Origin of the sequence: Enhydrobacter sp. (genome assembly GCA_025808875.1) — a bacterium.
GTDB lineage: Bacteria > Pseudomonadota > Alphaproteobacteria > Reyranellales > Reyranellaceae > Reyranella.
On sequence record CP075528.1, the window covers coordinates 5,075,067 to 5,093,932 of the forward strand.

Genomic DNA, 18,866 nt, shown 5'->3' on the forward strand with positions numbered 1-18,866 from the left:
AACCAGGATCACCAGATAGGGCACGTCAACTCTCGAGCGCGATGGCCGACAGGCCACGTCCGTAGTCGCGCACACCCTTCAGGGTGTTGCGGCGGTAGCTGAAGAAATCATCGCGCGACGACAGCGTGTCGTGCCCCGTGGCGACTGCGGTCACGCCGGCCAGCCTCAGGCGTTGGACCAGGTATCCGGCGAGATCGAACAGGAAATGGCCGGCACGCGGCGCGGGCCGGAAGAAGGAAGCGTTGGCATCGGCCTGCACGAGGAACGGGGCAGGGAACTCCGGACCGACCTCGTACGAATCGCGTCCGATGCAGGGGCCGATGGCGACATGCAGGCGTTCGCGCCGCGCACCCAGCCGCTCCATGACGGAAACGGTGGCCTCGACGATGCCGCCGAGCGCGCCTTTCCAACCGGCATGTGCCGCTCCGATCACGCCCGCCTGAGTGTCGGCGAGCAACACCGGCGCACAGTCCGCGGCAAGCACACCCAGCACCACGCCGGGTCGGTCGGTCACGAGGCCATCGGCCTTCGGTGCGCCGGGCGATGTCCAGCGATCGGTCGCGACGGTCAGCACATCGGTCGAGTGGATCTGGTGCAGCGTGAGAAGATCGGTCTCGCCGACTTCGAACTCGGCGGCGGCCCGGCGGCGGTTCTCACGGACATTCTCCGGCCGATCGCCGGAACCGTAGCCGCAATTGAGCGAGGAATAGAGGCCCTCGCTGACGCCACCGCGCCGGGTGAAAAAGCGATGCTGCACGCCGTCAAGACCGGCAAGCGTCGAAACCTGGATCATGCCACATCCGAGAAGCCGGCCGGCGCGGCGCTGGTGTTGTCGCCGATGGCCAGTACGCGAAACAAAGTGCCCATTTGATCGGGTTCGATCAAGCGGGCCAGTGCGCCGTCGATTGCTGCGCGCTGGGTGTCGGTTGAGCGAGCCTTCAGGATGGCCGCGCGATGCTCGATGCCGAGCCGGCGCAGGAAGTCGCCTTGGCCGACCGGGCCGAAGGTGCGTGTCGTCGACGCCGCTGCGAGCGCTGCGAAATCGACTTGGGCGCTGAGGTCGGTTTCGCCGGGCCGGTCGAGAATGCCAGCCCGGCGATGGCGGCGCACGGCTTGCAGCGAAGTGCCGAGCGCGCCTTCTTGTCGACCGTAATCGACGATCAGTGCCCAGCCGCCGTGTTCACGGACCCGCCTGCCGATCGCGGCGGCGAGGGCGAGACCCGATTCGCAGAGCTCGGCCTCCGCTCCCACCGGCGCATCCGGCAGGAAGCGGGCGAAAGGTGTCGGGCCCGGTGCCAGGGCCAGGCGCAGGCCCTGGCCGTCGTCGCCAAGGCCGACCATGCGCTCGACCCAGCCCTGCGCGGCTCGATGAAATTGCCGCACGGGCAGGGCGTCGAAGAACTCGTTGGCGACGATCAGGCATGGACCAGGGGGAATGTCGTCGAAGCGCTCGTGCCAGATCGGTCCGTAGTCGGCGAGCGAGCGACCTTGGAGCGCGCGCAGCGCGTCGTTGATCTCCACCAGATGCAACGACAGGGCGGCATGGAAGCCCGGAACGCCCCGTGTCGCGCGCAATGCGTCGGCCATCAGCGTGCCCCGCCCCGGTCCGAGTTCGATGAGGCGCACGGTGCGCGGTCCGCCGATCGCCTGCCAGCGGTCGGCGAGCCAGGCGCCCATCAGTTCGCCGAACATCTGGGAAATCTCCGGCGCCGTCGTGAAATCGCCGTCCGCCCCGACCGGCATCGCGCGACGATAGTAGCCGAGCCGTGGATGGCCGAGTGCCTCAGCCATGAACTCCGACAACGGCAAGGGCCCCGTCAGCGCGATGCGTCGGGCGATCAGGCGTCCGAGCTCGGTGGTCACGGCACGGCGGGACGCCGTATCGCCCGCGCGATCAGCCAGACACCGAACAGCACCATGGGGAGCGACAGCAGCATGCCCATGGTGACCGGGCCCCACAGGAAGCCGAGGAAGGCGTCGGGCTCGCGGAAGATTTCGCCTGCGATGCGGGCGATGCCGTAGCCGGCACAGAAAGTTCCCGTGAGCAGACCCGGCCGGCGCCGCGCACTGCCGAGGCGCCATACCAGCAGAAGCACGATGAACAGAAGAAGGCCCTCGAAGAAGGCTTGGTAGAGCTGGCTGGGATGACGTGGCAACGGACCGCCGTGCGGGAAGACCATGGCCCATGACACATCGCTCACGCGGCCCCAAAGCTCGCCGTTGATGAAGTTGGCGAGCCGGCCGAAGAACAAGCCGATGGGCGTCACCAGGGAGACCAGATCCGACAGCAGGAACGGCGATATGGCGTTGCGGTGCGCGAAGATCAGCATCGCCGCGACCATGCCGAGCAGCCCGCCATGGAAGGACATGCCGCCCTCCCAAAGCGTGAGGATCGAGAGCGGATGCGCGAGATAGAAGGACGGCTTGTAGAAGAGCACGTAGCCCAGCCGCCCGCCCAACATCACGCCGAGCGCCGCCCACAGCAGGAAATCGTCGATGCGCGCGGGCGACAGGACTTTAGGCGGCTGCTCGCAGACGCGCCGCATGATCTGCCAGCCGATCACCAGTCCGGCGATGTAGGCGAGCGCATACCAGCGGATCGCGAACGGTCCGAGCTGGACCAGGACGGGGTCGATCTGGGGATAGGGAATGGCGAGGAGGGTCATGAGCGGGCGCCGTTATAGCGGGGCAATCGTGACCCCAAAATGGTCCCCGAAATGGTCGCGGCGCCGGCCCTGGGGGGACCGGCGCCGCTGGAGGACTATCCAACTACAGATATTCTTCTGTTTTCAGGAGAGGGGGCGTCGGATGGTCCTTTGCCGCAGTGTCGTCGGGTCGTTCAGGCTTCGCCCACCGTCTCGAGGATGGAGGCCGTCAGCGCGTCGATGGGCGACTTGCCGGCCCATACGACATATTGGAAGGCCGGGTAGAAGCGCTCGCTTTCCGAAATCGCCACTTCGACCAGATCGTTGAGTTGCTCGGGCCGGAGACCTTCGGTGCCACGCAGGGGGATGGAATGCCGGAACATCGGCAGGCCTTCCTCGGACCACAGGTCGAAGTGGCCGAGCCACAGCTTTTCGTTGATCAGGGCCAGCAAGCCGTGGATGTCGGTGTGGCGCTCGTTTGGGATGCGGACGTCGAAGGCGCAGGTGAAATGCAGCGCTTCGACGTCGTCGCGCCAGCTGAAGAACATGCGGTAGTCGCACCAGCGGCCGGCCACCTCGACGGCGATTTCGCGTTCGGAGGTCCGATCGAAAGGCCAGTCATTGGCGGAGACGACCTTTTCGATCATCTCGAGCGGGTTCAAATCGGCTTTGTGTCTGGCCCGCTCGTGTCGCGATAACGCCATCGACCCACTCCCCAACCATTCCGCCTTGCGGCCCCTCGCGGGCCAATCTTGAGACGGGTGGTCGATATATCGTGGTGGGTACCCAACAACCCACAAGCTGTAGCCTGCCATAAGGGTGACTCGCCGCGCAATAAGAAATCACTCCGGATTCCCCGAAAGAGTCAGCGATTCCAAAAATTTAATCCCCAGCGCTCAGATTCGAATCGCAGAATTCCGCGATACGAATCGGGCCAGCATGCTCCTTGAGGGGGCATCTTAGGCGGGCCGCTTTATTTTTGGGCAATCACCATGCCCAAGACGTCAGGCTCCTGCCCGACGATCATCGGAGGAGATCGCTCACTCCGCTGCCATCCGGCGAGCGACTCTGGGATCGCGCGTGAGCAGCCCATCGGCGAGGTCGCGCTCGATCAGGGTATCGGGTCGCTCGGAGACGCGGCCGAAGCCCGCGCCGCCGCCGACGAACATCTCGACCAGGTCGCCTCGCGCGAGGTCGACTGCGGCCTTGCTGCGCAGTTCCTCGACCTTTCCGGTCGCAGCGCGGTGGACGCGGCAATAGCCGCGCTGGCCGGGTTCGCCGCCGAACAGGCCCTCGGGCGCCAGCCGGAACCGGTCGGAATAGATCGCGAGCTGGACGTCGTCCTTCAGGATTTCGCAACGCCGCCAGAAGCCCGCGCCGCCGCGGCGTGCGCCGAGGCCGAACGAATCAGGCGCCAGCTCGTAGCCGACGATGCGGAAGAAATCGTAGTCGATGTCGAGCGATTCGACAGGCGCGTTCGAGCAATTGCTGAGCGGCGAGTCGACGGCATCGCATCCGTCGGCGTTCTTCGAGCCGCCATAGCCGCCGCCGAAGATCTCGAGATAGACGCTGTAGCCCCTCTCTCCGAGATGGCTGAGGCAGAACGCCGTCGTGCAATCGAAGCCTGTCGCGATCACCTTGTCGGGCAGTGCCTGTGCCATCGCCTTCATCACCGCATTGAACACGCGATAGGCGGGGATCATGCGCGCCCGGACCGGCGCCGGCGGTCGCGGATTGAGCAGTGACCCGTACGGCACCTTGATGCGGATCGGCCGCGCCATGCCCTCGTTGTAGGGAATGTCCGGGCTGGTCAGCACCGATTTCACGCAGGAAAGCGCGGCCGACAGCGTGCTCGAATAGGGGCAGTTGAGGTTGCGCTTGACCTGCGGGCAGGTGCCGTCGAAGTCGATCTCGACCGAATCGTCGGCGATCGTCACCGTAGCCTTGATGACCAGCGGATCCTCGGAGAGGCCGTCGTCGTCGATCGCGTCCTCGCCATGGAAGGTGCCCTTGGGGGCCTGGGCGATCGCCGCGCGCACGCGGCGCTCGGAATAATCCTGCATTTCCTTCATCGCCGCTTCGACCTTGTCGACGCCGTAGCGCTCGCAGAGCTGCTTCACGCGCAAGACTCCGATCGCGTTGGCGGCGAACTGCGCGTTGAAGTCGCCGATGGTGAGGTCGGGGACCCGCACGTTGGCCGTCACCAGCCGCTCGAAGCTGCCGCCGTTCCAGTCGTGCGCGAAACTGTACTTGCTGGGCGGGAAGCGCAAACCTTCCTGGTAGACGTCGGAGGCGTGGATGTTGAGACCCGGCGCGCCGCCGCCGAGATCGAGGTGGTGCGCCACCGAGGCGCCGAAGCCAACAACCCTGCCACCGACGAACACGGGTGTGAAGATGAAGACGTCGGGGATGTGCTGGCCGCCCTCGAACGGGTCGTTGTTGATCAGGAAGTCGCCCTCCTCGAGCGTCTCGACCGGATGCCGCTTGAGGCAGGCGCGCAGCGTCTCGCCGATCGGGCCGAGCTGCATCGGGATCAGTTCCGCCTGCGCCACGGTGTTGCCGAAGCGGTCCATCAGGCCGGCCGACCCGTCGCGCGCCTCACGCAGGATGGTCGAGTAGGCCGAGCGGATGAGCTTGACGCCCATCTCGCGCGCCGCGGCGATCAGCGCCTGGCTGATGACGGCATAGTCGATCGGATTGAGGGACACGCTCATGACGATCTCCGCAGGATCAGATTGTCGGCTGCATCGAGCGTGGCCGTCCAGCCGGGCGGTACCCACGTGGTGGCAGTGTAGCCCTCGATGACGGAAGGGCCAGCGACCTGGTCGGCCTCTGCATCGTGGCGCGCACAGTCGATCCAGCCGTCACCGTGGAAGATCCTTGTCCGCTCGGGCGCGCGGGCTGCTTTCCTGTCGCGGTCGAGGCGCGGTGCGGCGCCAATGGGCAGGGTGGCGCCGACGCGCAGGGTCACGATCTCGACGGGCCGCTCGAGCGTGGCGCCGTGCATGAAGGTGCGGTGATGGGCGTCGGCAAACAGCTCGGCGAGATACCCGGCGTCGAGCGAGGCGAGACGTTCGGCCGGAATCTCGACACCGACCTCGAAGGCCTGGCCAACGAAGCGCATGTCGAGCGTGTGCGCGTAGGCGAGCTCGCCGGGAAGCTTCATCTCGGCGAACTGCCCGGCGAGCCGCTGGCGCATCTCGCTGAACAGCTTCGATGCCTCCTTCGCCGCGGCCTCGTCGAGCTTCATCTTGCGCGTGACGGCGTCGAACTTGGTGTAGTCCGAGGCGACGAGGCCGTAGGCCGAGATCACGCCGGCGTTGGGTGGCACGACGATGGTCGAGATGCCGAGCTCCTCGGCGATGCGCGCGGCGTGCAGCGGGCCTGCGCCGCCGAACGGCACCAGCGCGTAGTCGCGCGGATCGCGGCCGCGCTCGGTGGAGACGAGCTGGATGGCGCGCACGATGTTGGCGTCGGCGAGCTGCAGGGCCGAGGATGCTGCCTGTTCGACCGAAAGACCGAAGCGCCGGGCGATCGGCTCGAAAACCCTGTGTGCGGCCTCGCCATCGAGCTTCATCTTGCCGCCGAGGAACGCACCGGGGCGGATCGTGCCGATCACGATGTGCGCATCGGTGATGGCGGGCTCCGTGCCGCCCCGGCCGTAGCAGGCCGGACCGGGATCTGCACCGGCGCTTTGCGGACCGACACGCAGCATGCCACCGTCGTCGACCCAGGCGATCGAGCCGCCGCCCGCGCCGACCGACACGATGTCGAGCACCGGCGTGCGGATCGGAAGGCCATCGATCTCGCTCTCCGAGGCGAGCGACGGCCGGCCATCCTGCACCAGGCAGACGTCGGTCGAGGTGCCGCCCATGTCGAAGGTGATCAGGTCCTTGAAGCCCGAGCGGGCCGCCTGCCGCGTCGCGCCGACGACGCCGGCGGCCGGTCCGGAGTAGAGCGCGGTGATGGCGCTCTGGCGCATTGCCTCCGCGGGCAGGCGCCCGCCATTGCTCTGCATCACGGTGAAGCGGCCCTTGAAGCCCGCCTCGGCGAGCTTGCCTTCGAAGCGATGAAGGTAGCCGTCGATCACCGGCTGGACGTAGGCCGAGAGCAGCGTGGTCGAAGCGCGTTCGAACTCGCGGAACTCGCGCGCTACCTGATGGCTGCAGGTCACGAGCACGCCGGGCAGCGCTTCGGTGATCAGCCTGGCGAGAAGCCGCTCGTGCGCGGGATTGGCGTAGGCGTTGAGCAGGCAGACCGCGACGGCGCGATAACCGCCGTCCTTCAGCCTGGGGAGCAACGACGCCTTCGCCTCGGTCTCGTCGAGCGGCGTCTCGATCGAGCCGTCGGCGCGCAGGCGTTCGACCACCTCGAAGCAATCCTTGCGGCGCACCGGCGGCGCCGGCTTGGCATAGAACAAGTCGTAGATGTTGCGCCGGTCGTGCCGCTGCATGAACAGCAAGTCGCGGAATCCCCGTGTCGCCACGAACGCGACGGTCGCGCCCTTGCGCTCCAGCACCGCGTTGGTCGCGACGGTCGAGCCGTGACCCAGGTCCTCGATGCGGGAAAGATCGATGCCGGAGTCGGTGAGCGCCGCGAAGGCGCCGATATCGGGGCTACGCGGCGTGCTCGGCACCTTGGTGACGACGACGCGGCCGCCCTCGACGGCGACGAGGTCCGTGAAGGTGCCGCCGACCTCGACGCCGACGCGCACGGGCTACGGCCCCGTGTTCATGAGCCGGGCCTGCAGCTCGGCGATCTGCTTCTTCAGTTCCTCGTTCTCCTCGCGCGCCTTGGCGGCCATGGCCTTCACCGCCTCGAACTCGTCACGGCGGGGAATGTCCATGCCGTCGAGGATCCTGGCGATCTGGTCGCGGACACGGGCCTCGACTTCGTCCTTCACGCCGCTCAGTGCGCCCATGGCGCCGTTGGCCATCTTGGTGAGGTCGTCGATGAAGGGATTGCGGGTCTGCATGACGTGACTCCTGATGCGGCGAGTATGGTCGGCTGATAACCTCCCAGCAAGAACGCGCGAGAACCACCGGAGGACCCCCGTGAGCCTGGTCAAAGTCGAATCGAGCGAAGGAATCACGACCATCACCATGACGCGCGCCGACAAGCGCAACGCCCTGAATCAGGCGCTGTGCGATGCCCTGTGGGAGGCCTACAAGGCGTTCGAATCGGGCCCGGACAAGGTCGCCGTGTTGCAGGCCGACGGCCCCGCCTTCTGCGTGGGCGCCGATCTGAAGGAGCCGCCAGCCGCGATGTGGAAGGCAGTGCCCCATGTCAGCCACGAGCTCAGCAAGCCGGTCATCGGCGTGACCCAGGGATGGGTGATCGGCGGCGCCATCTGCATGGTGATGACCTGCGACCTCATGGTGTCGGCCGACACCACGAGGTTCATGTATCCCGAGGCCAAGGTCGGCGTGTTCGGCGGGCTGATGCCGGGCATCGTCTCGCGCATGCCACACAAGGTCGCCATGGAACTGCTGTTGCTCGGCGAGGAGATTTCGGTGATGCGCGCCTACGACGTCGGCTTCGTCAACAAGGTCGTGCCGCTTGGCGAGGAGCGCAGGGAGGCGCGCCGCATGGCCAAGGTGATCGCCGACTCCGCGCCGCTCGTCATCCGCACCCTGCGCGATTTCGCCAACCAGACGCTGCCGCGCGGCCCGGCCGAGGTCTTCGTGCCCGAGCGTTTCAAGCTCGAGACCATTGCCAACAGCGACGACCGCAAGGAGGGCGCCGCGGCCTTCCGCGAGAAGCGGCCGGCGCGCTTCAAGGGACGATGACATGACCAAGCTGCTGCTGGTCGGATGCGGCAAGATGGGCGGCGCCATGCTGGAAGGCTGGCTGGCGCGCGGTCTCGCCGTGGCCGACGTGGTCGTCGCCGAGCCTGTCGAGGCGATCCGGCCGAGGCAATCCGGGTTGCGTGTGGTCGCTTCGACCTCCGAGGTCGGCGACGCGCCGCAGACCGTGATTCTGGCGGTCAAGCCACAGACCATGGACGCGGTGCTGCCCGATCTCAGGCGTTTCGCCGAGACGGGCTCGGTGTTCCTGTCGATCGCCGCCGGCAAGACACTGCGGTATTTCGCCAGCCATCTCGGCGCGGCCGCCAAGGTCGTGCGGTCGATGCCCAACACGCCGGCGGCTGTACGCCAGGGCATCACCGTGGCGACGGCCGCCCCGGGCGTCGCTGCCGCCGAGAAGAAGCGCTGCCACGAATTGCTGGAGGCGGTCGGACAAGTGGTGTGGGTCGACGACGAGACGCTGATGGACCCGGTGACGGCCCTGTCGGGCAGCGGCCCGGCCTATGTCTTCCTGCTCGTCGAGGCGATGGCGGCGGCCGGCGCCAAGCTCGGGCTCGCGCCCGACATGGCCATGCAGCTCGCGCGTGCCACGGTCGCTGGCAGCGGCGAGCTGCTCCGGCAGTCGAGCGAGCCGGCGTCGCAGTTGCGCGTCAACGTCACCAGTCCGGGCGGCACGACGGCCGAGGCCCTGAAGGTGCTGATGGCCGCCGACGGGATCCAGCCGACGTTCGACAAGGCGCTGGCCGCGGCGTCACGCCGATCCAGAGAGCTCGCCGGATGAGTGCAGGGAAGGATCCGGTCGATGCCTTCCTCGCCCTCGTCGCGTCGAAGGGCTTCGCCGAGGTAACGCTCCGCGACGTCGCGCGCGAAAGCGGGCTGGGGCTTGCGGAACTCTATGGCAATCACCCCAACAAGGTCTCTCTGTTGGCGGCCTTCATGGCGCGCATCGATGCGCAGGTGCTCGCCGGCACTCCCTCCGCGGTCGACCCGGAGGAGACGGCACGCGATCGTCTGTTCGACACCATGATGCGCCGCTACGACGCGCTGAAGTCGCACCGCGCCGTCCTGGGGTCGCTGTGGCGAGCGGCGGCGCGCGATCCTCTGTTTGCCGCGGCCCTGCTTCCGGTCCTGCGCAAATCCATGTCCGCCATGATCGAGGCTGCCGGCATCCCCAGTGACGGGGCGATGGGTGCGCTGCGGCAAAAGGGATTGCTCGTCATCCATTTGGCGGTCGGCCGGACGTTCGAGAACGATGACTCGGTCGATCTTTCGAAGACCATGGCGGCCCTGGATCGGCGTTTGAAGGACGCCGAAAGGTGGGTCCAACTTATTGAAAAATATGCGATATATCGCAGCGTGGCGTAGCTCATTGTGCGACGCACAAAATTCTCCTTGACTTGCTGACGGCCACTTCTAAATTGTCATTGTGCACCGCAGCATAGCGGACCCAACGACTTTGCCCGCCGTATCGCATCCAGGAGACCCAGCCATGACCTACAGCAACGCCGCCTTCAAGAATCCGTTCGCCGACTTCGACTTCACCAAGATCGCTGGTGAGTTCAAGCTCCCGACCGTCAACGTCGAGACGATGGTCGAAGCCGGCCGCAAGAACTTCGCCGCCTTCACCACCGCGTCGACCACCGCCGTCGAGTCGATGAAGACGATCGCCCAGCGCCAGACCGACATGATGCGGGCGGCGATGGAGGACTTCTCCAAGCACGGCAGCGAAGTGCTTGCCGCCGCCACCGTCGAGGAAAAGGCCGCCAAGCAGATCGACTTCGTCAAGAAGAGCTACGACGCCGCCCTGGCCAACGGCAAGGAGCTGGCCGACCTCTACACCAAGGGCCAGGCCGATACGCTGGGCGCCATCAACGCGCGCATCGCCGAATTGACGGACGAGGTCAAGGCCGTCATCGCCAAGCAGTAACGCGACGCCAGCTTCCCGGCGATCCGACGAAGGGCCGCCCCGGTATTCGGGCGCGGCCCTTTTCTTTTTGCGTCTGGCCTTTTGCGGCTGTGCGACTACGGTGCGCATCCATGACGGCCGAGATCACCTACGACGACTTCCTCAAGATCGACATTCGCGTCGGCACGGTGCTCGAGGCCGCACCGCTCGAGGGCGCGCGTAAGCCGGCCATTCGGCTGTTGATCGACTTCGGCGCCGGTATCGGCATCCGCAAGTCGTCGGCCCAGATCACCGGGCACTACACGCCCCAGTGCCTGGTCGGGCGTCAGGTCGCGGCCGTGGTCAATTTTCCGCCCCGCCAGATCGGCAAGTTCATGTCGGAGGTGCTGACTCTCGGCTTCCCGGCGGCCGATGGATCGGTGGTGCTGTTTGCGCCCGACCAGGTCGTGCCGAACGGCGGGCGCCTGTTCTGAGTTAGATCGGCAGCCGCACCGCCACCCGCAGACCGCCGAGAGGGGACGACGCCAGCGCCACGTCGCCGCCGTGGCTGCGGGCGACGTCGCGGGCAATGGTGAGACCGAGGCCGACGCCGCCGGTGTCGACGTTGCGCGACTCGTCGAGCCGAAAGAACGGGCGGAACACGTCCTCGTATCTGTCGGGTGGAATGCCCGGCCCGTCGTCGTCGACCGTGATTTCGACCGAGGTGCGGCCCCGGACGGCGCGCAACTCGACCCTGCTGCCGTGGCGCAGCGCATTCGAGACGAGATTGGTGAGGCAGCGCTTGATGGCAAGCGGTCGCAACTCGACGTTCATGTCGCCGTCGATCGTCACGGCGACGTCGGCGCTGTCGCGGCGGGCGCCGGCGGCGACATCCTCCAGGATGTCCCCGAGATCGGTCGGTGCCGGCTCTTCATCGCCCTCGCCGCGGGCGAAGGCGAGGTATCCCTCGATCATGCGCTCCATGTCGGCGACGTCGGCGGCGAGTTCACTGGTCTCGGCCGAGTCGGGCAGCAGCGCCAGCGACAGCTTCATGCGGGTGAGCGGGGTGCGCAGGTCGTGGCTCACGCCGGCCAGCATCTCGGTGCGCTGCTGGATAGAGCGGCGGAGCCGGATGCGCATGGTCTGGAACGCGGTGGCGGCGTTGCGTACCTCGCGCGTGCCGCCGGAGAAGGCGAAGTCCGGAACCTCGCGACCCTTGCCGAGCGCATCGGCCGCCACCCCTAGGTGCTCGATCGGCACCAACTCCCGACGCATGAACCAGATGGCGAGCCCGAACAGCACCAGCGCGAGGCCGACTTGGGCCAGGACGTAGGCGAAGCTGGACCCGAAAGTGAGCCGCACGTGCGGCACCAGCACTTCCATGAGATCGCCGTCTGACAGCTGGATCTCGATCAGGATCTGGCCGCCACCGATGCTGTTGTCGAGATAGTAGGGCCGCCCGAGGTCGGCATCGAGCGCGCCCTGGACCTCGCGCGCCACGATATCGAAGTATTCCGGCGTCTTGAACGAGCGCACGATTCCCTTGCGGAACTCGACGAACAGCAGCAGGTCCGAACGGGCATGGCGCAGGACCCATTCGCGGTGAGCCTCGTCCGGGAAGTCGGCGCGCAGCGCGATCAGCATGCGCAGGTCGCGCACCAGAAGCAGCGCCAGCCGGTTGGTGATGTTGTCGCCGCGCTGGCTGTAGAACCACCAGGCGCTCAACGCCTGCAGGAGCAGCATCGGGACGACGATGATGATCAGCGCGCGCGCAAAGAGCGTCTGAGGCGAATGGCGATCGGCCCAGGCGGCGACTTTCTCGAAGAGATCGGCGGCCCGCGACATCTCAGGCGTCGACCAGCCGGTAGCCCTGGCCGCGCACCGTGCGGAGGTAGCGCGGGAAGCCGGGATCCGGTTCGATCTTGCGCCTAAGGCGCGTGACCTGCACGTCGATGGCGCGCTCGTTGATGTCGCTGCCGACGGCCTTGCACAACGCCTCGCGACTGAGCACCTGGCCGAGCCGGCTGGCGAGGGCGCGCAGCAGCGCGCTTTCCGCGTCGGTCAACGGCAAACGCTTGCCGGCCTGGGTCAGCTCGCCGAGCTCGCGGTCGAACTGCATGGGGCCGAAGTTCACGACCTGCTGACCCTCTGGAGGCGGCTCCGTGGGGCGGCCGCGGCGCAGGATGCTCTGGATGCGCAACAGCAGCTCGCGCGGCTCGAACGGCTTGGCGAGATAATCGTCCACTCCCTTCTCCAGGCCGGCGATGCGGTCCTTGGGTTCTCCCATCGCCGTCAGCATCAGGATCGGTACGTCGTCGGTAGCACGCAACTCGCCGGCGAATTCGAGCCCGCTTTGTCCGGGCATCATGACGTCAAGCACGATCAGGTCGAAGCCGATGCCGTCGAGCCGCTGACGCGCCTCGGCGGCATGACCTGCCGTGGTGACGCGAAAGCCGTTGCGCGACAGGAAGGATTTCAGCAACTCGCGCAGGCGCGTGTCGTCGTCGACCACCAGTATGTGCGGCTTGTCGGTCGCGGCGTCCATCAGCGTCCGCCGCTGCGCACCCGCCCGTCGACCTCGGCGCGCTCGGCCGGATCGAGGAGGCCGAGCAGTACTTTGCGGAATCCCTCGACGGCCTCGGCGCCGGTTTCACGATACGCCCGGGCAAAGCGCTGGCTCTGCCGTTCGGTGAGGTCGCGCTCGAGCTTGACGCCGCGCTCGGTCAACCATAACCGGCGCTCGCGCCGGTCGCGCGGGCCGCTCTTCTGCTCGACATAGCCTTGCTCCAGCAGGTCCTTGAGGACGCGGCTGATCGACTGCTTGGTCACCTTGAGGATGGAGAGCAGGTGGCCGACGGTCTGGCCGGGGTGTCGGCCGATGAAATACAGGGCGCGGTGATGCGCGCGCCCAAGCTGGTAGCGCTTGAGTTGCTGATCCGATTCGAAGGTGAAGTCGCGATAGGCATAGAACATGAGCTCGATGCCCTGGCGAAGCTCCTCCTCGCGCAGAAACAGCGGGTTGGCGGGGGTCCTGGATTCAACCATGTCTTACATTGAGGCGTGTTGGCCCGGCGGCGACTATAGAGCGGACTCGCCACATTGACACCCTGGAGGGCCTCATGCCGCTGACCGTCCATCATCTCGGCAAATCCCAGTCGGAGCGCATCGTCTGGCTGTGTGAGGAGCTGGCGATACCCTACGAGTTGAAGGTCTACGACCGCGACAAGGTCACGCGGCTGGCTCCGCCGGAATACAAGGCCTTGCATCCCCTGGGTGCGGCGCCCGTGATCGCCGACGGCGACCTGGTCCTGGCGGAGTCGGCGGCCATCGTCGACTACATCGTCGCCCGATACGGACATGGCCGGCTAGTCTTGGCGCCGGAGCATCCCGACTACGCGCAGTTCCTCTATTGGTTTCACTTCGCCAACGGCACGCTGCAACCTGCCACCGGCCGCAACATGATCCTCGCGCGCCTCGATCTCGAGGCGGACAACGCCGTCCTGCGTGCCATGAAGGGTCGGTTCGATCTGGTGTTGCGTTCGATCGAGGCACGGCTCGCCGCGGTCGACCATCTCGCCGGCGCCGAGTTCACGACCGCCGACATCATGAGCGTCTTCTCGTTGACCACGATGCGGCTGTTCCTGCCCTTCGATCTCGCGCCCTATCCCGCCATCCGCGCCTACCTGCAGCGGATCGGAGAGCGGGACGCCTATCGACGCGCCATGCGCAAGGGCGATCCGGATTTGACGCCTCTGTTGACCTAATATGTCAATAATATTGACAATATCAGTATTACTGACTTATATCGCCTGAAGATTGCGTTTTGGAGCGTCTACGAGACGCTTTCGGAATCATTCGAGGGAGATATCGCAATGTCTGAATCAATGGCCAACCGCGACGGGTTCATCTGGTTCGACGGTCGCATCGTGCCGTGGCGAAACGTGACCACCCACGTCCTGACGCACGCCCTCCACTACGGCTCGGCCGTGTTCGAAGGCGAGCGCATCTATGAGGGACGGATCTTCAGGCTGTCGGCGCACAGCGCGCGCCTAATCAATTCCGCCCGTCTGCTCGATTACGAGATCCCCTGGACGCGCGAGCAGATCGATGCGGCGACGCGCGCCGTCGTCGAAGCCAACAACCTGACGTCGGGTTACATCCGGCCGATCGCCTGGCGCGGCTCGGAGGTGATGGGAGTGTCGGCGATCGGCACGTCCGTCCATCTCGCCATCGCACCGTGGGCCCAGGACGGCCGGCTGTCCGTCGAGGCGCGCGATGCCGGCATCGACGTGACGATGGCCCGATACCGTCGTCCTCCGGCGGCCTTCGCGCCCGGTCAGGCAAAGGTCGCCGGCCTCTACGTCATCTGCGGCATCGAGAAGGATCGTGCCCTGAAGGCGGGTTTCGACGATGCCCTGATGCTCGACGGTGACGGCAATCTCGCCGAATCGACGGGCGCCAACATTTTCCTGGTGATCGAAGGCAGGCTGGTGACACCGACGCCGGAGAATTTCCTCGACGGCATCACGCGTCGCGCGGTGATGGAGCTGGCGAGACGACGCGGCTGGGACGTCCAGGACCGCAAGGTGCGGCCGCACGAACTGGCCCTGGCGAGCGAGGTGTTCCTCTGCGGTACGGCGGCGGAGATCGTTCCCGTGGGTTCGATCGACGGCCATCACTACCAGGCGGGCCCCGTTGCGCGCGCCCTGATCGCGGACTTCCGGGAACTGGTCCGCCAAGCGGATTGCGAAGGCTTCGGTGAGGCGGTCCACTTGCGGGAGTTGGAGACCTCGGCCGCCGCTTGACAGGCGGGGCCCGCGGCAGTCTTTTGACGACATCCGAGGGGTGTCCGGCTTCCGCAAGGAGCCGGTCTGAGACAGCCGGAGCGGCTGAACCCTTTGAACCTGATCCGGGTGATGCCGGCGAAGGAACGGGAGTCTGCAGGTGAGCCACTCCACAATCATTGTCGTCGGTGCCGGCATCGCGGGTCTGGTCGTGGCGCGCGAGCTGGTCGAGCGCGGTCTCGCCGTCGACGTGGCGGAGCGCGGTGTAACGCTGGGTGCGGAGAGCTGTTCGTGGAAGGCGGGCGGCATGCTGGCGCCCTGGTGCGAGCGCGCGACGACCGAACCGGTCGTGGCCACGCTCGGCGCGCCATCGATCGACTGGTGGATGCGTCACTTTCCCGGAACGGTCCGCAGGGGCAGCCTGGTGATCGCGCCGCCCCGGGATCGCGCCGAACTGTCGCGCTTCGCCGAGCGCACCGAGCGCTTCGAATGGCTCGACGGCGACCGTCTGGCGGCGCTCGAACCCGACCTTGCCGGTCGTTTCCGGCAGGCATTGTTCTTCGCCGACGAAGCTCATCTCGATCCGCGTCGCGCCATGGCCGCGCTGGCGCAGGGCATGCCGATCCGCTTCGGTGCCGAATTCACTGAGGCGCCGGGCCACACGGTCGTCGATTGCCGGGGCCTTGCCGCACGCGACACGCTCGAGGATTTGCGCGGCGTGCGCGGCGAAATGGTGGTGGTGCGCTCGCGCGAGATGACCTTGTCGCGGCCCGTGCGGCTGCTGCACCCGCGCATTCCGCTCTACATCGTTCCCCGCGGCGATGGCGTGTTCATGATCGGCGCGACGACGATCGAGAGCGAGACGCGTGCGGGTGTATCGGTGCGCTCGGCCGTAGAGCTCCTGAACGCGGCCTACACGCTCCATCCGGCGTTCGCCGAGGCCGAAATCCTCGAGATGGCAGCCGACCTCAGGCCGGCTTTTCCCGACAACATTCCGACGGTGCGGCGCATCGGATCGACCTGGTTCGTGAATGGCCTGTACCGGCACGGATTCCTGCTGGCGCCCGCCCTCGCGCGACGCGTCGCCGACGATCTGGAGGCAAGACATGCGGATATTCGTCAACGGCGATCGGCATGAGGTCGATTCCGAGACGCTTGCCCTGGCGCTCGTGGCGCTGGGCTATGGCGGGAAGAAGATCGCAACGGCGGTGAACGGCCGCTTCGTTCCCCAGGCGGCGCGGCAGGGCGTCAGGCTCGCCGAGGGCGATCAGGTCGAGGTCGTCGCGCCCATGCAGGGAGGCTGATCATGTCGTTCTACGGCGTGGAGCTGTCGTCGCGCCTGCTGCTCGGCACGGCGCGCTATCCATCACCCGCCGTGCTCGAGGCCGCCATCGGGGCGTCGGGCGCCGAAGTCGTCACGGTGTCGCTGCGGCGCGAAGCCGGTGGCGAGCGGAGCGGCCAGGGCTTCTGGTCGTTCATCCGCCGGCAGAACGTGCGTGTCCTGCCCAACACGGCGGGTTGTCACACCGTCAAGGAAGCGGTGACGACGGCGCACATGGCGCGCGAGCTGTTCGACACGCCGTGGCTCAAGCTCGAGGTGATTCGCGACGACGAAACCCTGCAGCCCGAGGTCTATGGCCTGGTCGAGGCGGCGCGCATCCTGGTGGAGGAGGGTTTCGAGGTCTTCCCCTACACGACCGAGGATCTCGCCGTGGCCGACAAGTTGGTCGAGGCGGGCTGCCGTGTGCTGATGCCCTGGGGTGCCCCGATCGGCTCGGCGCGCGGCCTCAACAATGTCTACGGCTTGAAGTCGCTGCGCGCTCACTTCCCCGATGTTCCGCTCGTCGTCGATGCCGGCCTCGGCGTGCCCTCGCACGCGGCGGCGGCCATGGAGCTCGGCTGCGACGCCGTGCTGCTCAACACGGCGATCGCCGAGGCGGGCGATCCGGCAGCCATGGCCCGCGCCTTCGCGCTCGCCGTCGAAGCCGGTCGCGCGGCATTCCTCGCCCGCCCCATGGAACCGCGCGACATGGCCGTTCCCTCGACGCCGGTGTTCGGCAAGGCAACCCTGGCATGATCGCGCTCGATCCCTTCTATCCCGTGGTGCCCGATTCGATGTGGGTCGCACGGCTCGTGTCGGCGGGAACGCGCCTCGTTCAGTTGCGTGTCAAGGATCGAACCGATGCCGAGCTGCATCGGCAGGTTCGCGAGGCCAGGGACGCCTGCGCGCGCCATGGCGCGCAACTCATCGTCAACGACCACTGGCGAGTGGCGATCGCCGAGGCGTGCGACTTCGTCCATCTCGGCCAGGAGGACCTGCTCGACGCCGACATCGCGGCGCTTCGCCGCGCCGGCATCCGCATCGGGGTCAGCACGCACGACCACGCCGAGCTGGACAAGGGGCTGGCGATCGATCCCGACTATGTCGCCCTCGGGCCGATCTGGCCGACGCAGCTCAAGAAGATGCCGTGGGCGCCCCAGGGGCTGGCGCGCATCGCCGAATGGAAGCGGCTGATCGGCGACCGGCCGCTGGTGGCGATCGGCGGATTGACCCTCGATCGGGCGCTGCAGTGCCTCGCGGCCGGCGCCGACGTGGCGGCCGTCGTCGGCGACGTCGTGAATCATGCCGATCCGATCGGCCAGGCGACGGCGTGGATCGCCGCGACCCGCGGGACGGCGGCATGACTGCGCGCTACGCCCGCCAGATCGTGTTGCCGGAGATCGGCGAGGCGGGGCAGGCGCGTCTTGCGGCCGCGTCCGTCCTGGTCGTCGGTGCCGGCGGGCTCGGCTGCCCGGTCCTCCAGTACCTGGCGGGCGCCGGTGTCGGCCGCCTGACGATCGTCGATCACGACGTCGTCGAGGAGACCAACCTGCACCGCCAACCTCTCTATGGCATGGACGATGTCGGCGCGCCGAAGGCGGCGGCGGCGCGGAACCGGCTCCGCCGCTTCAATCCCGACACGACGATCGAGGCGGCGGTCGAGCGACTGACGCCCCAGAACGCGTCGGGTCTCGTTGCCGGCGCGGACCTCGTGGTCGACGCCGCCGACAGCTTCGCCGTGACCTATATCCTGAGCGACGTCTGCCACGGCGCCGGCAAGCCGCTGGTCAGCGCGTCCGTCATCGGCATGACGGGCTATGCGGGGGCCTTTTGCGGCGGCGGCCCGAGCTATCGCGCGGTCTTTCCCGACGTCTCGGTCGATGGCGGCACCTGCGCCACGGTCGGCGTGCTCGGCACCGCCGTGGCCGTGCTCGGCGGATTGCAGGCGCACCTGGCGCTGCATCTCCTGCTCGGTCTCGAACCCAGCGTGCTCGGGCGGGTCCTGACTTTCGATGCCGGGCGGTCGAGCTTCGGCGGCTTCGGCTTCGCCGACAGTCCCGAGCCTGCTTCCTTCGTCCCCTTCATAGAGGCCGATGCCATACGGGCCGACGACGTCGTCGTGGATCTGCGCGGCCTCGACGAGGCGCCTGTTTCGCCCTTTGCCAATGCGCACCGCCTCGATGTCGACAATGTCACGCGTCTGCGGCCGCATCGGGGGCAGCGCGTCGTGCTGTGCTGTCGCAGCGGCCAACGCTCGCTCGCGGCAGCCGACCGCCTGCAGGCGGCAGGCGTGACCAACCTCGCGCTCGTGGCACTGGGTTAGGACCTTCCAACGGAACGGAAGCCCGCCGGTCTTCGCTCGTGCCGTGGCTTGGACATCGGCGTCGTCCGCGGGCGAGTCCACACCGGCGTGGACGGCTTCGA

22 protein-coding genes and 1 riboswitch are annotated in these 18,866 nt (G+C 67.2%); of the genes, 12 read left to right on the forward strand and 10 right to left on the reverse strand.

Translation table 11 applies throughout. The features are described 5' to 3' along the window. Positions 1-25 precede the first annotated feature (25 nt). From pgeF to KIT25_25145, 7 genes are all read right to left on the reverse strand, one after another. Positions 26-793, reverse strand: coding sequence for a peptidoglycan editing factor PgeF (gene pgeF / locus KIT25_25115; protein UYN95248.1), 768 nt, complete (start codon positions 791-793; stop codon positions 26-28). Further along, on the reverse strand, positions 790-1,791 hold the full coding sequence (locus tag KIT25_25120) for an SAM-dependent methyltransferase (protein UYN98060.1): 1,002 nt from the start codon (positions 1,789-1,791) through the stop codon (positions 790-792). Before KIT25_25120 ends, pgeF begins: the two co-directional genes overlap by 4 nt. A gap of 68 nt (positions 1,792-1,859) precedes the next feature. Then, positions 1,860-2,666 carry a prolipoprotein diacylglyceryl transferase gene (gene lgt, locus KIT25_25125; protein ID UYN95249.1) on the reverse strand — a complete coding sequence of 269 codons (807 nt, stop codon included), beginning with the start codon at positions 2,664-2,666 and terminating at the stop codon, positions 1,860-1,862. A 173-nt stretch (positions 2,667-2,839) separates the two neighbouring features. Continuing rightward, entirely contained in the window at positions 2,840-3,349 is a 510-nt protein-coding gene (locus KIT25_25130; GenBank protein UYN98061.1) for a YbjN domain-containing protein, read from the reverse strand. A 336-nt stretch (positions 3,350-3,685) separates the two neighbouring features. Further along, on the reverse strand, positions 3,686-5,359 hold the full coding sequence (locus KIT25_25135; GenBank protein UYN95250.1) for a hydantoinase B/oxoprolinase family protein: 1,674 nt from the start codon (positions 5,357-5,359) through the stop codon (positions 3,686-3,688). After that, positions 5,356-7,359, reverse strand: coding sequence for a hydantoinase/oxoprolinase family protein (locus KIT25_25140; GenBank protein UYN95251.1), 2,004 nt, complete (start codon positions 7,357-7,359; stop codon positions 5,356-5,358). The genes KIT25_25135 and KIT25_25140 overlap by 4 nt, the downstream gene beginning before the upstream one ends. 3 nt (positions 7,360-7,362) lie before the next feature. Next, positions 7,363-7,620 carry an accessory factor UbiK family protein gene (locus KIT25_25145; GenBank protein ID UYN95252.1) on the reverse strand — a complete coding sequence of 86 codons (258 nt, stop codon included), beginning with the start codon at positions 7,618-7,620 and terminating at the stop codon, positions 7,363-7,365. Positions 7,621-7,699: 79 nt separating this feature from the next. Here KIT25_25145 and KIT25_25150 point away from each other — a divergent pair, with 79 nt between their 5' ends. The 5 genes from KIT25_25150 (at position 7,700) to KIT25_25170 (ending at position 10,831) form a co-directional block, all read left to right on the forward strand. Beyond that, positions 7,700-8,434: an enoyl-CoA hydratase/isomerase family protein gene (locus KIT25_25150; GenBank protein ID UYN95253.1), complete on the forward strand. Its 735-nt coding sequence runs from the start codon at positions 7,700-7,702 to the stop codon at positions 8,432-8,434. A gap of 1 nt (position 8,435) precedes the next feature. After that, a complete protein-coding gene (locus KIT25_25155) occupies positions 8,436-9,233 on the forward strand; it encodes a pyrroline-5-carboxylate reductase (GenBank protein ID UYN95254.1) in 798 nt (265 codons plus the stop codon). Next, on the forward strand, positions 9,230-9,817 hold the full coding sequence (locus KIT25_25160) for a TetR/AcrR family transcriptional regulator (protein UYN95255.1): 588 nt from the start codon (positions 9,230-9,232) through the stop codon (positions 9,815-9,817). The genes KIT25_25155 and KIT25_25160 overlap by 4 nt, the downstream gene beginning before the upstream one ends. 124 nt (positions 9,818-9,941) lie before the next feature. Then, positions 9,942-10,379, forward strand: a complete 438-nt coding sequence (gene phaP / locus KIT25_25165) for a TIGR01841 family phasin (protein UYN95256.1) — start codon at positions 9,942-9,944, stop codon at positions 10,377-10,379. Between the two features lie 110 nt (positions 10,380-10,489). Then, complete coding sequence (locus KIT25_25170; GenBank protein ID UYN95257.1) at positions 10,490-10,831, forward strand: tRNA-binding protein; 342 nt, start codon at positions 10,490-10,492, stop codon at positions 10,829-10,831. A gap of 1 nt (position 10,832) precedes the next feature. Here the strand turns inward: KIT25_25170 and KIT25_25175 are convergent, their stop codons facing one another. The 3 genes from KIT25_25175 to KIT25_25185 are packed head-to-tail and all read right to left on the reverse strand — an operon-like array spanning position 10,833 to position 13,382. Then, complete coding sequence (locus tag KIT25_25175) at positions 10,833-12,182, reverse strand: two-component sensor histidine kinase (GenBank protein UYN95258.1); 1,350 nt, start codon at positions 12,180-12,182, stop codon at positions 10,833-10,835. A 1-nt stretch (position 12,183) separates the two neighbouring features. Then, entirely contained in the window at positions 12,184-12,882 is a 699-nt protein-coding gene (locus tag KIT25_25180) for a response regulator transcription factor (GenBank protein UYN95259.1), read from the reverse strand. Continuing rightward, positions 12,882-13,382, reverse strand: coding sequence for a MarR family transcriptional regulator (locus KIT25_25185; GenBank protein ID UYN95260.1), 501 nt, complete (start codon positions 13,380-13,382; stop codon positions 12,882-12,884). The genes KIT25_25180 and KIT25_25185 overlap by 1 nt, the downstream gene beginning before the upstream one ends. 74 nt (positions 13,383-13,456) lie before the next feature. On the opposite strand from KIT25_25185, the gene KIT25_25190 reads away from it, so the two are divergent. From KIT25_25190 to KIT25_25220, 7 genes are all read left to right on the forward strand, one after another. Then, positions 13,457-14,101 carry a glutathione S-transferase gene (locus KIT25_25190; GenBank protein UYN95261.1) on the forward strand — a complete coding sequence of 215 codons (645 nt, stop codon included), beginning with the start codon at positions 13,457-13,459 and terminating at the stop codon, positions 14,099-14,101. Positions 14,102-14,209: 108 nt separating this feature from the next. Then, positions 14,210-15,142 carry a branched-chain amino acid transaminase gene (locus tag KIT25_25195; GenBank protein UYN95262.1) on the forward strand — a complete coding sequence of 311 codons (933 nt, stop codon included), beginning with the start codon at positions 14,210-14,212 and terminating at the stop codon, positions 15,140-15,142. A gap of 26 nt (positions 15,143-15,168) precedes the next feature. After that, positions 15,169-15,285: riboswitch (TPP riboswitch) on the forward strand. After that, positions 15,282-16,259, forward strand: coding sequence for an FAD-dependent oxidoreductase (locus tag KIT25_25200; protein ID UYN95263.1), 978 nt, complete (start codon positions 15,282-15,284; stop codon positions 16,257-16,259). (Overlaps the previous riboswitch by 4 nt.) Further along, the gene (gene thiS / locus KIT25_25205; GenBank protein UYN95264.1) at positions 16,228-16,425 is read left to right on the forward strand and encodes a sulfur carrier protein ThiS; all 198 of its coding nucleotides are present in this window, start codon (positions 16,228-16,230) and stop codon (positions 16,423-16,425) included. Before KIT25_25200 ends, thiS begins: the two co-directional genes overlap by 32 nt. Before the next feature lie 2 nt (positions 16,426-16,427). Next, a complete protein-coding gene (locus KIT25_25210; GenBank protein ID UYN95265.1) occupies positions 16,428-17,198 on the forward strand; it encodes a thiazole synthase in 771 nt (256 codons plus the stop codon). Further along, complete coding sequence (locus KIT25_25215) at positions 17,195-17,806, forward strand: thiamine phosphate synthase (protein UYN95266.1); 612 nt, start codon at positions 17,195-17,197, stop codon at positions 17,804-17,806. Before KIT25_25210 ends, KIT25_25215 begins: the two co-directional genes overlap by 4 nt. Further along, a complete protein-coding gene (locus tag KIT25_25220; GenBank protein ID UYN95267.1) occupies positions 17,803-18,765 on the forward strand; it encodes a HesA/MoeB/ThiF family protein in 963 nt (320 codons plus the stop codon). Before KIT25_25215 ends, KIT25_25220 begins: the two co-directional genes overlap by 4 nt. The last annotated feature ends 101 nt before the right edge of the window (positions 18,766-18,866 follow it).

Excerpts from the sequence above, each read along its gene's own strand:
- pgeF (UYN95248.1), bottom strand. The coding sequence starts at position 793 with ATGATCCAGGTTTCGACGCTTGCCGGTCTTGACGGCGTGCAGCATCGC.
- KIT25_25120 (UYN98060.1), bottom strand. The coding sequence starts at position 1,791 with ATGGCTGAGGCACTCGGCCATCCACGGCTCGGCTACTATCGTCGCGCG.
- lgt (UYN95249.1), bottom strand. The coding sequence starts at position 2,666 with ATGACCCTCCTCGCCATTCCCTATCCCCAGATCGACCCCGTCCTGGTC.
- KIT25_25130 (UYN98061.1), bottom strand. The coding sequence starts at position 3,349 with ATGGCGTTATCGCGACACGAGCGGGCCAGACACAAAGCCGATTTGAAC.
- KIT25_25135 (UYN95250.1), bottom strand. The coding sequence starts at position 5,359 with ATGAGCGTGTCCCTCAATCCGATCGACTATGCCGTCATCAGCCAGGCG.
- KIT25_25145 (UYN95252.1), bottom strand. The coding sequence starts at position 7,620 with ATGCAGACCCGCAATCCCTTCATCGACGACCTCACCAAGATGGCCAAC.
- KIT25_25155 (UYN95254.1), top strand. The coding sequence starts at position 8,436 with ATGACCAAGCTGCTGCTGGTCGGATGCGGCAAGATGGGCGGCGCCATG.
- KIT25_25160 (UYN95255.1), top strand. The coding sequence starts at position 9,230 with ATGAGTGCAGGGAAGGATCCGGTCGATGCCTTCCTCGCCCTCGTCGCG.
- phaP (UYN95256.1), top strand. The coding sequence starts at position 9,942 with ATGACCTACAGCAACGCCGCCTTCAAGAATCCGTTCGCCGACTTCGAC.
- KIT25_25170 (UYN95257.1), top strand. The coding sequence starts at position 10,490 with ATGACGGCCGAGATCACCTACGACGACTTCCTCAAGATCGACATTCGC.
- KIT25_25175 (UYN95258.1), bottom strand. The coding sequence starts at position 12,182 with ATGTCGCGGGCCGCCGATCTCTTCGAGAAAGTCGCCGCCTGGGCCGAT.
- KIT25_25180 (UYN95259.1), bottom strand. The coding sequence starts at position 12,882 with ATGGACGCCGCGACCGACAAGCCGCACATACTGGTGGTCGACGACGAC.
- KIT25_25185 (UYN95260.1), bottom strand. The coding sequence starts at position 13,382 with ATGGTTGAATCCAGGACCCCCGCCAACCCGCTGTTTCTGCGCGAGGAG.
- KIT25_25190 (UYN95261.1), top strand. The coding sequence starts at position 13,457 with ATGCCGCTGACCGTCCATCATCTCGGCAAATCCCAGTCGGAGCGCATC.
- KIT25_25195 (UYN95262.1), top strand. The coding sequence starts at position 14,210 with ATGTCTGAATCAATGGCCAACCGCGACGGGTTCATCTGGTTCGACGGT.
- thiS (UYN95264.1), top strand. The coding sequence starts at position 16,228 with ATGCGGATATTCGTCAACGGCGATCGGCATGAGGTCGATTCCGAGACG.
- KIT25_25210 (UYN95265.1), top strand. The coding sequence starts at position 16,428 with ATGTCGTTCTACGGCGTGGAGCTGTCGTCGCGCCTGCTGCTCGGCACG.
- KIT25_25215 (UYN95266.1), top strand. The coding sequence starts at position 17,195 with ATGATCGCGCTCGATCCCTTCTATCCCGTGGTGCCCGATTCGATGTGG.
- KIT25_25220 (UYN95267.1), top strand. The coding sequence starts at position 17,803 with ATGACTGCGCGCTACGCCCGCCAGATCGTGTTGCCGGAGATCGGCGAG.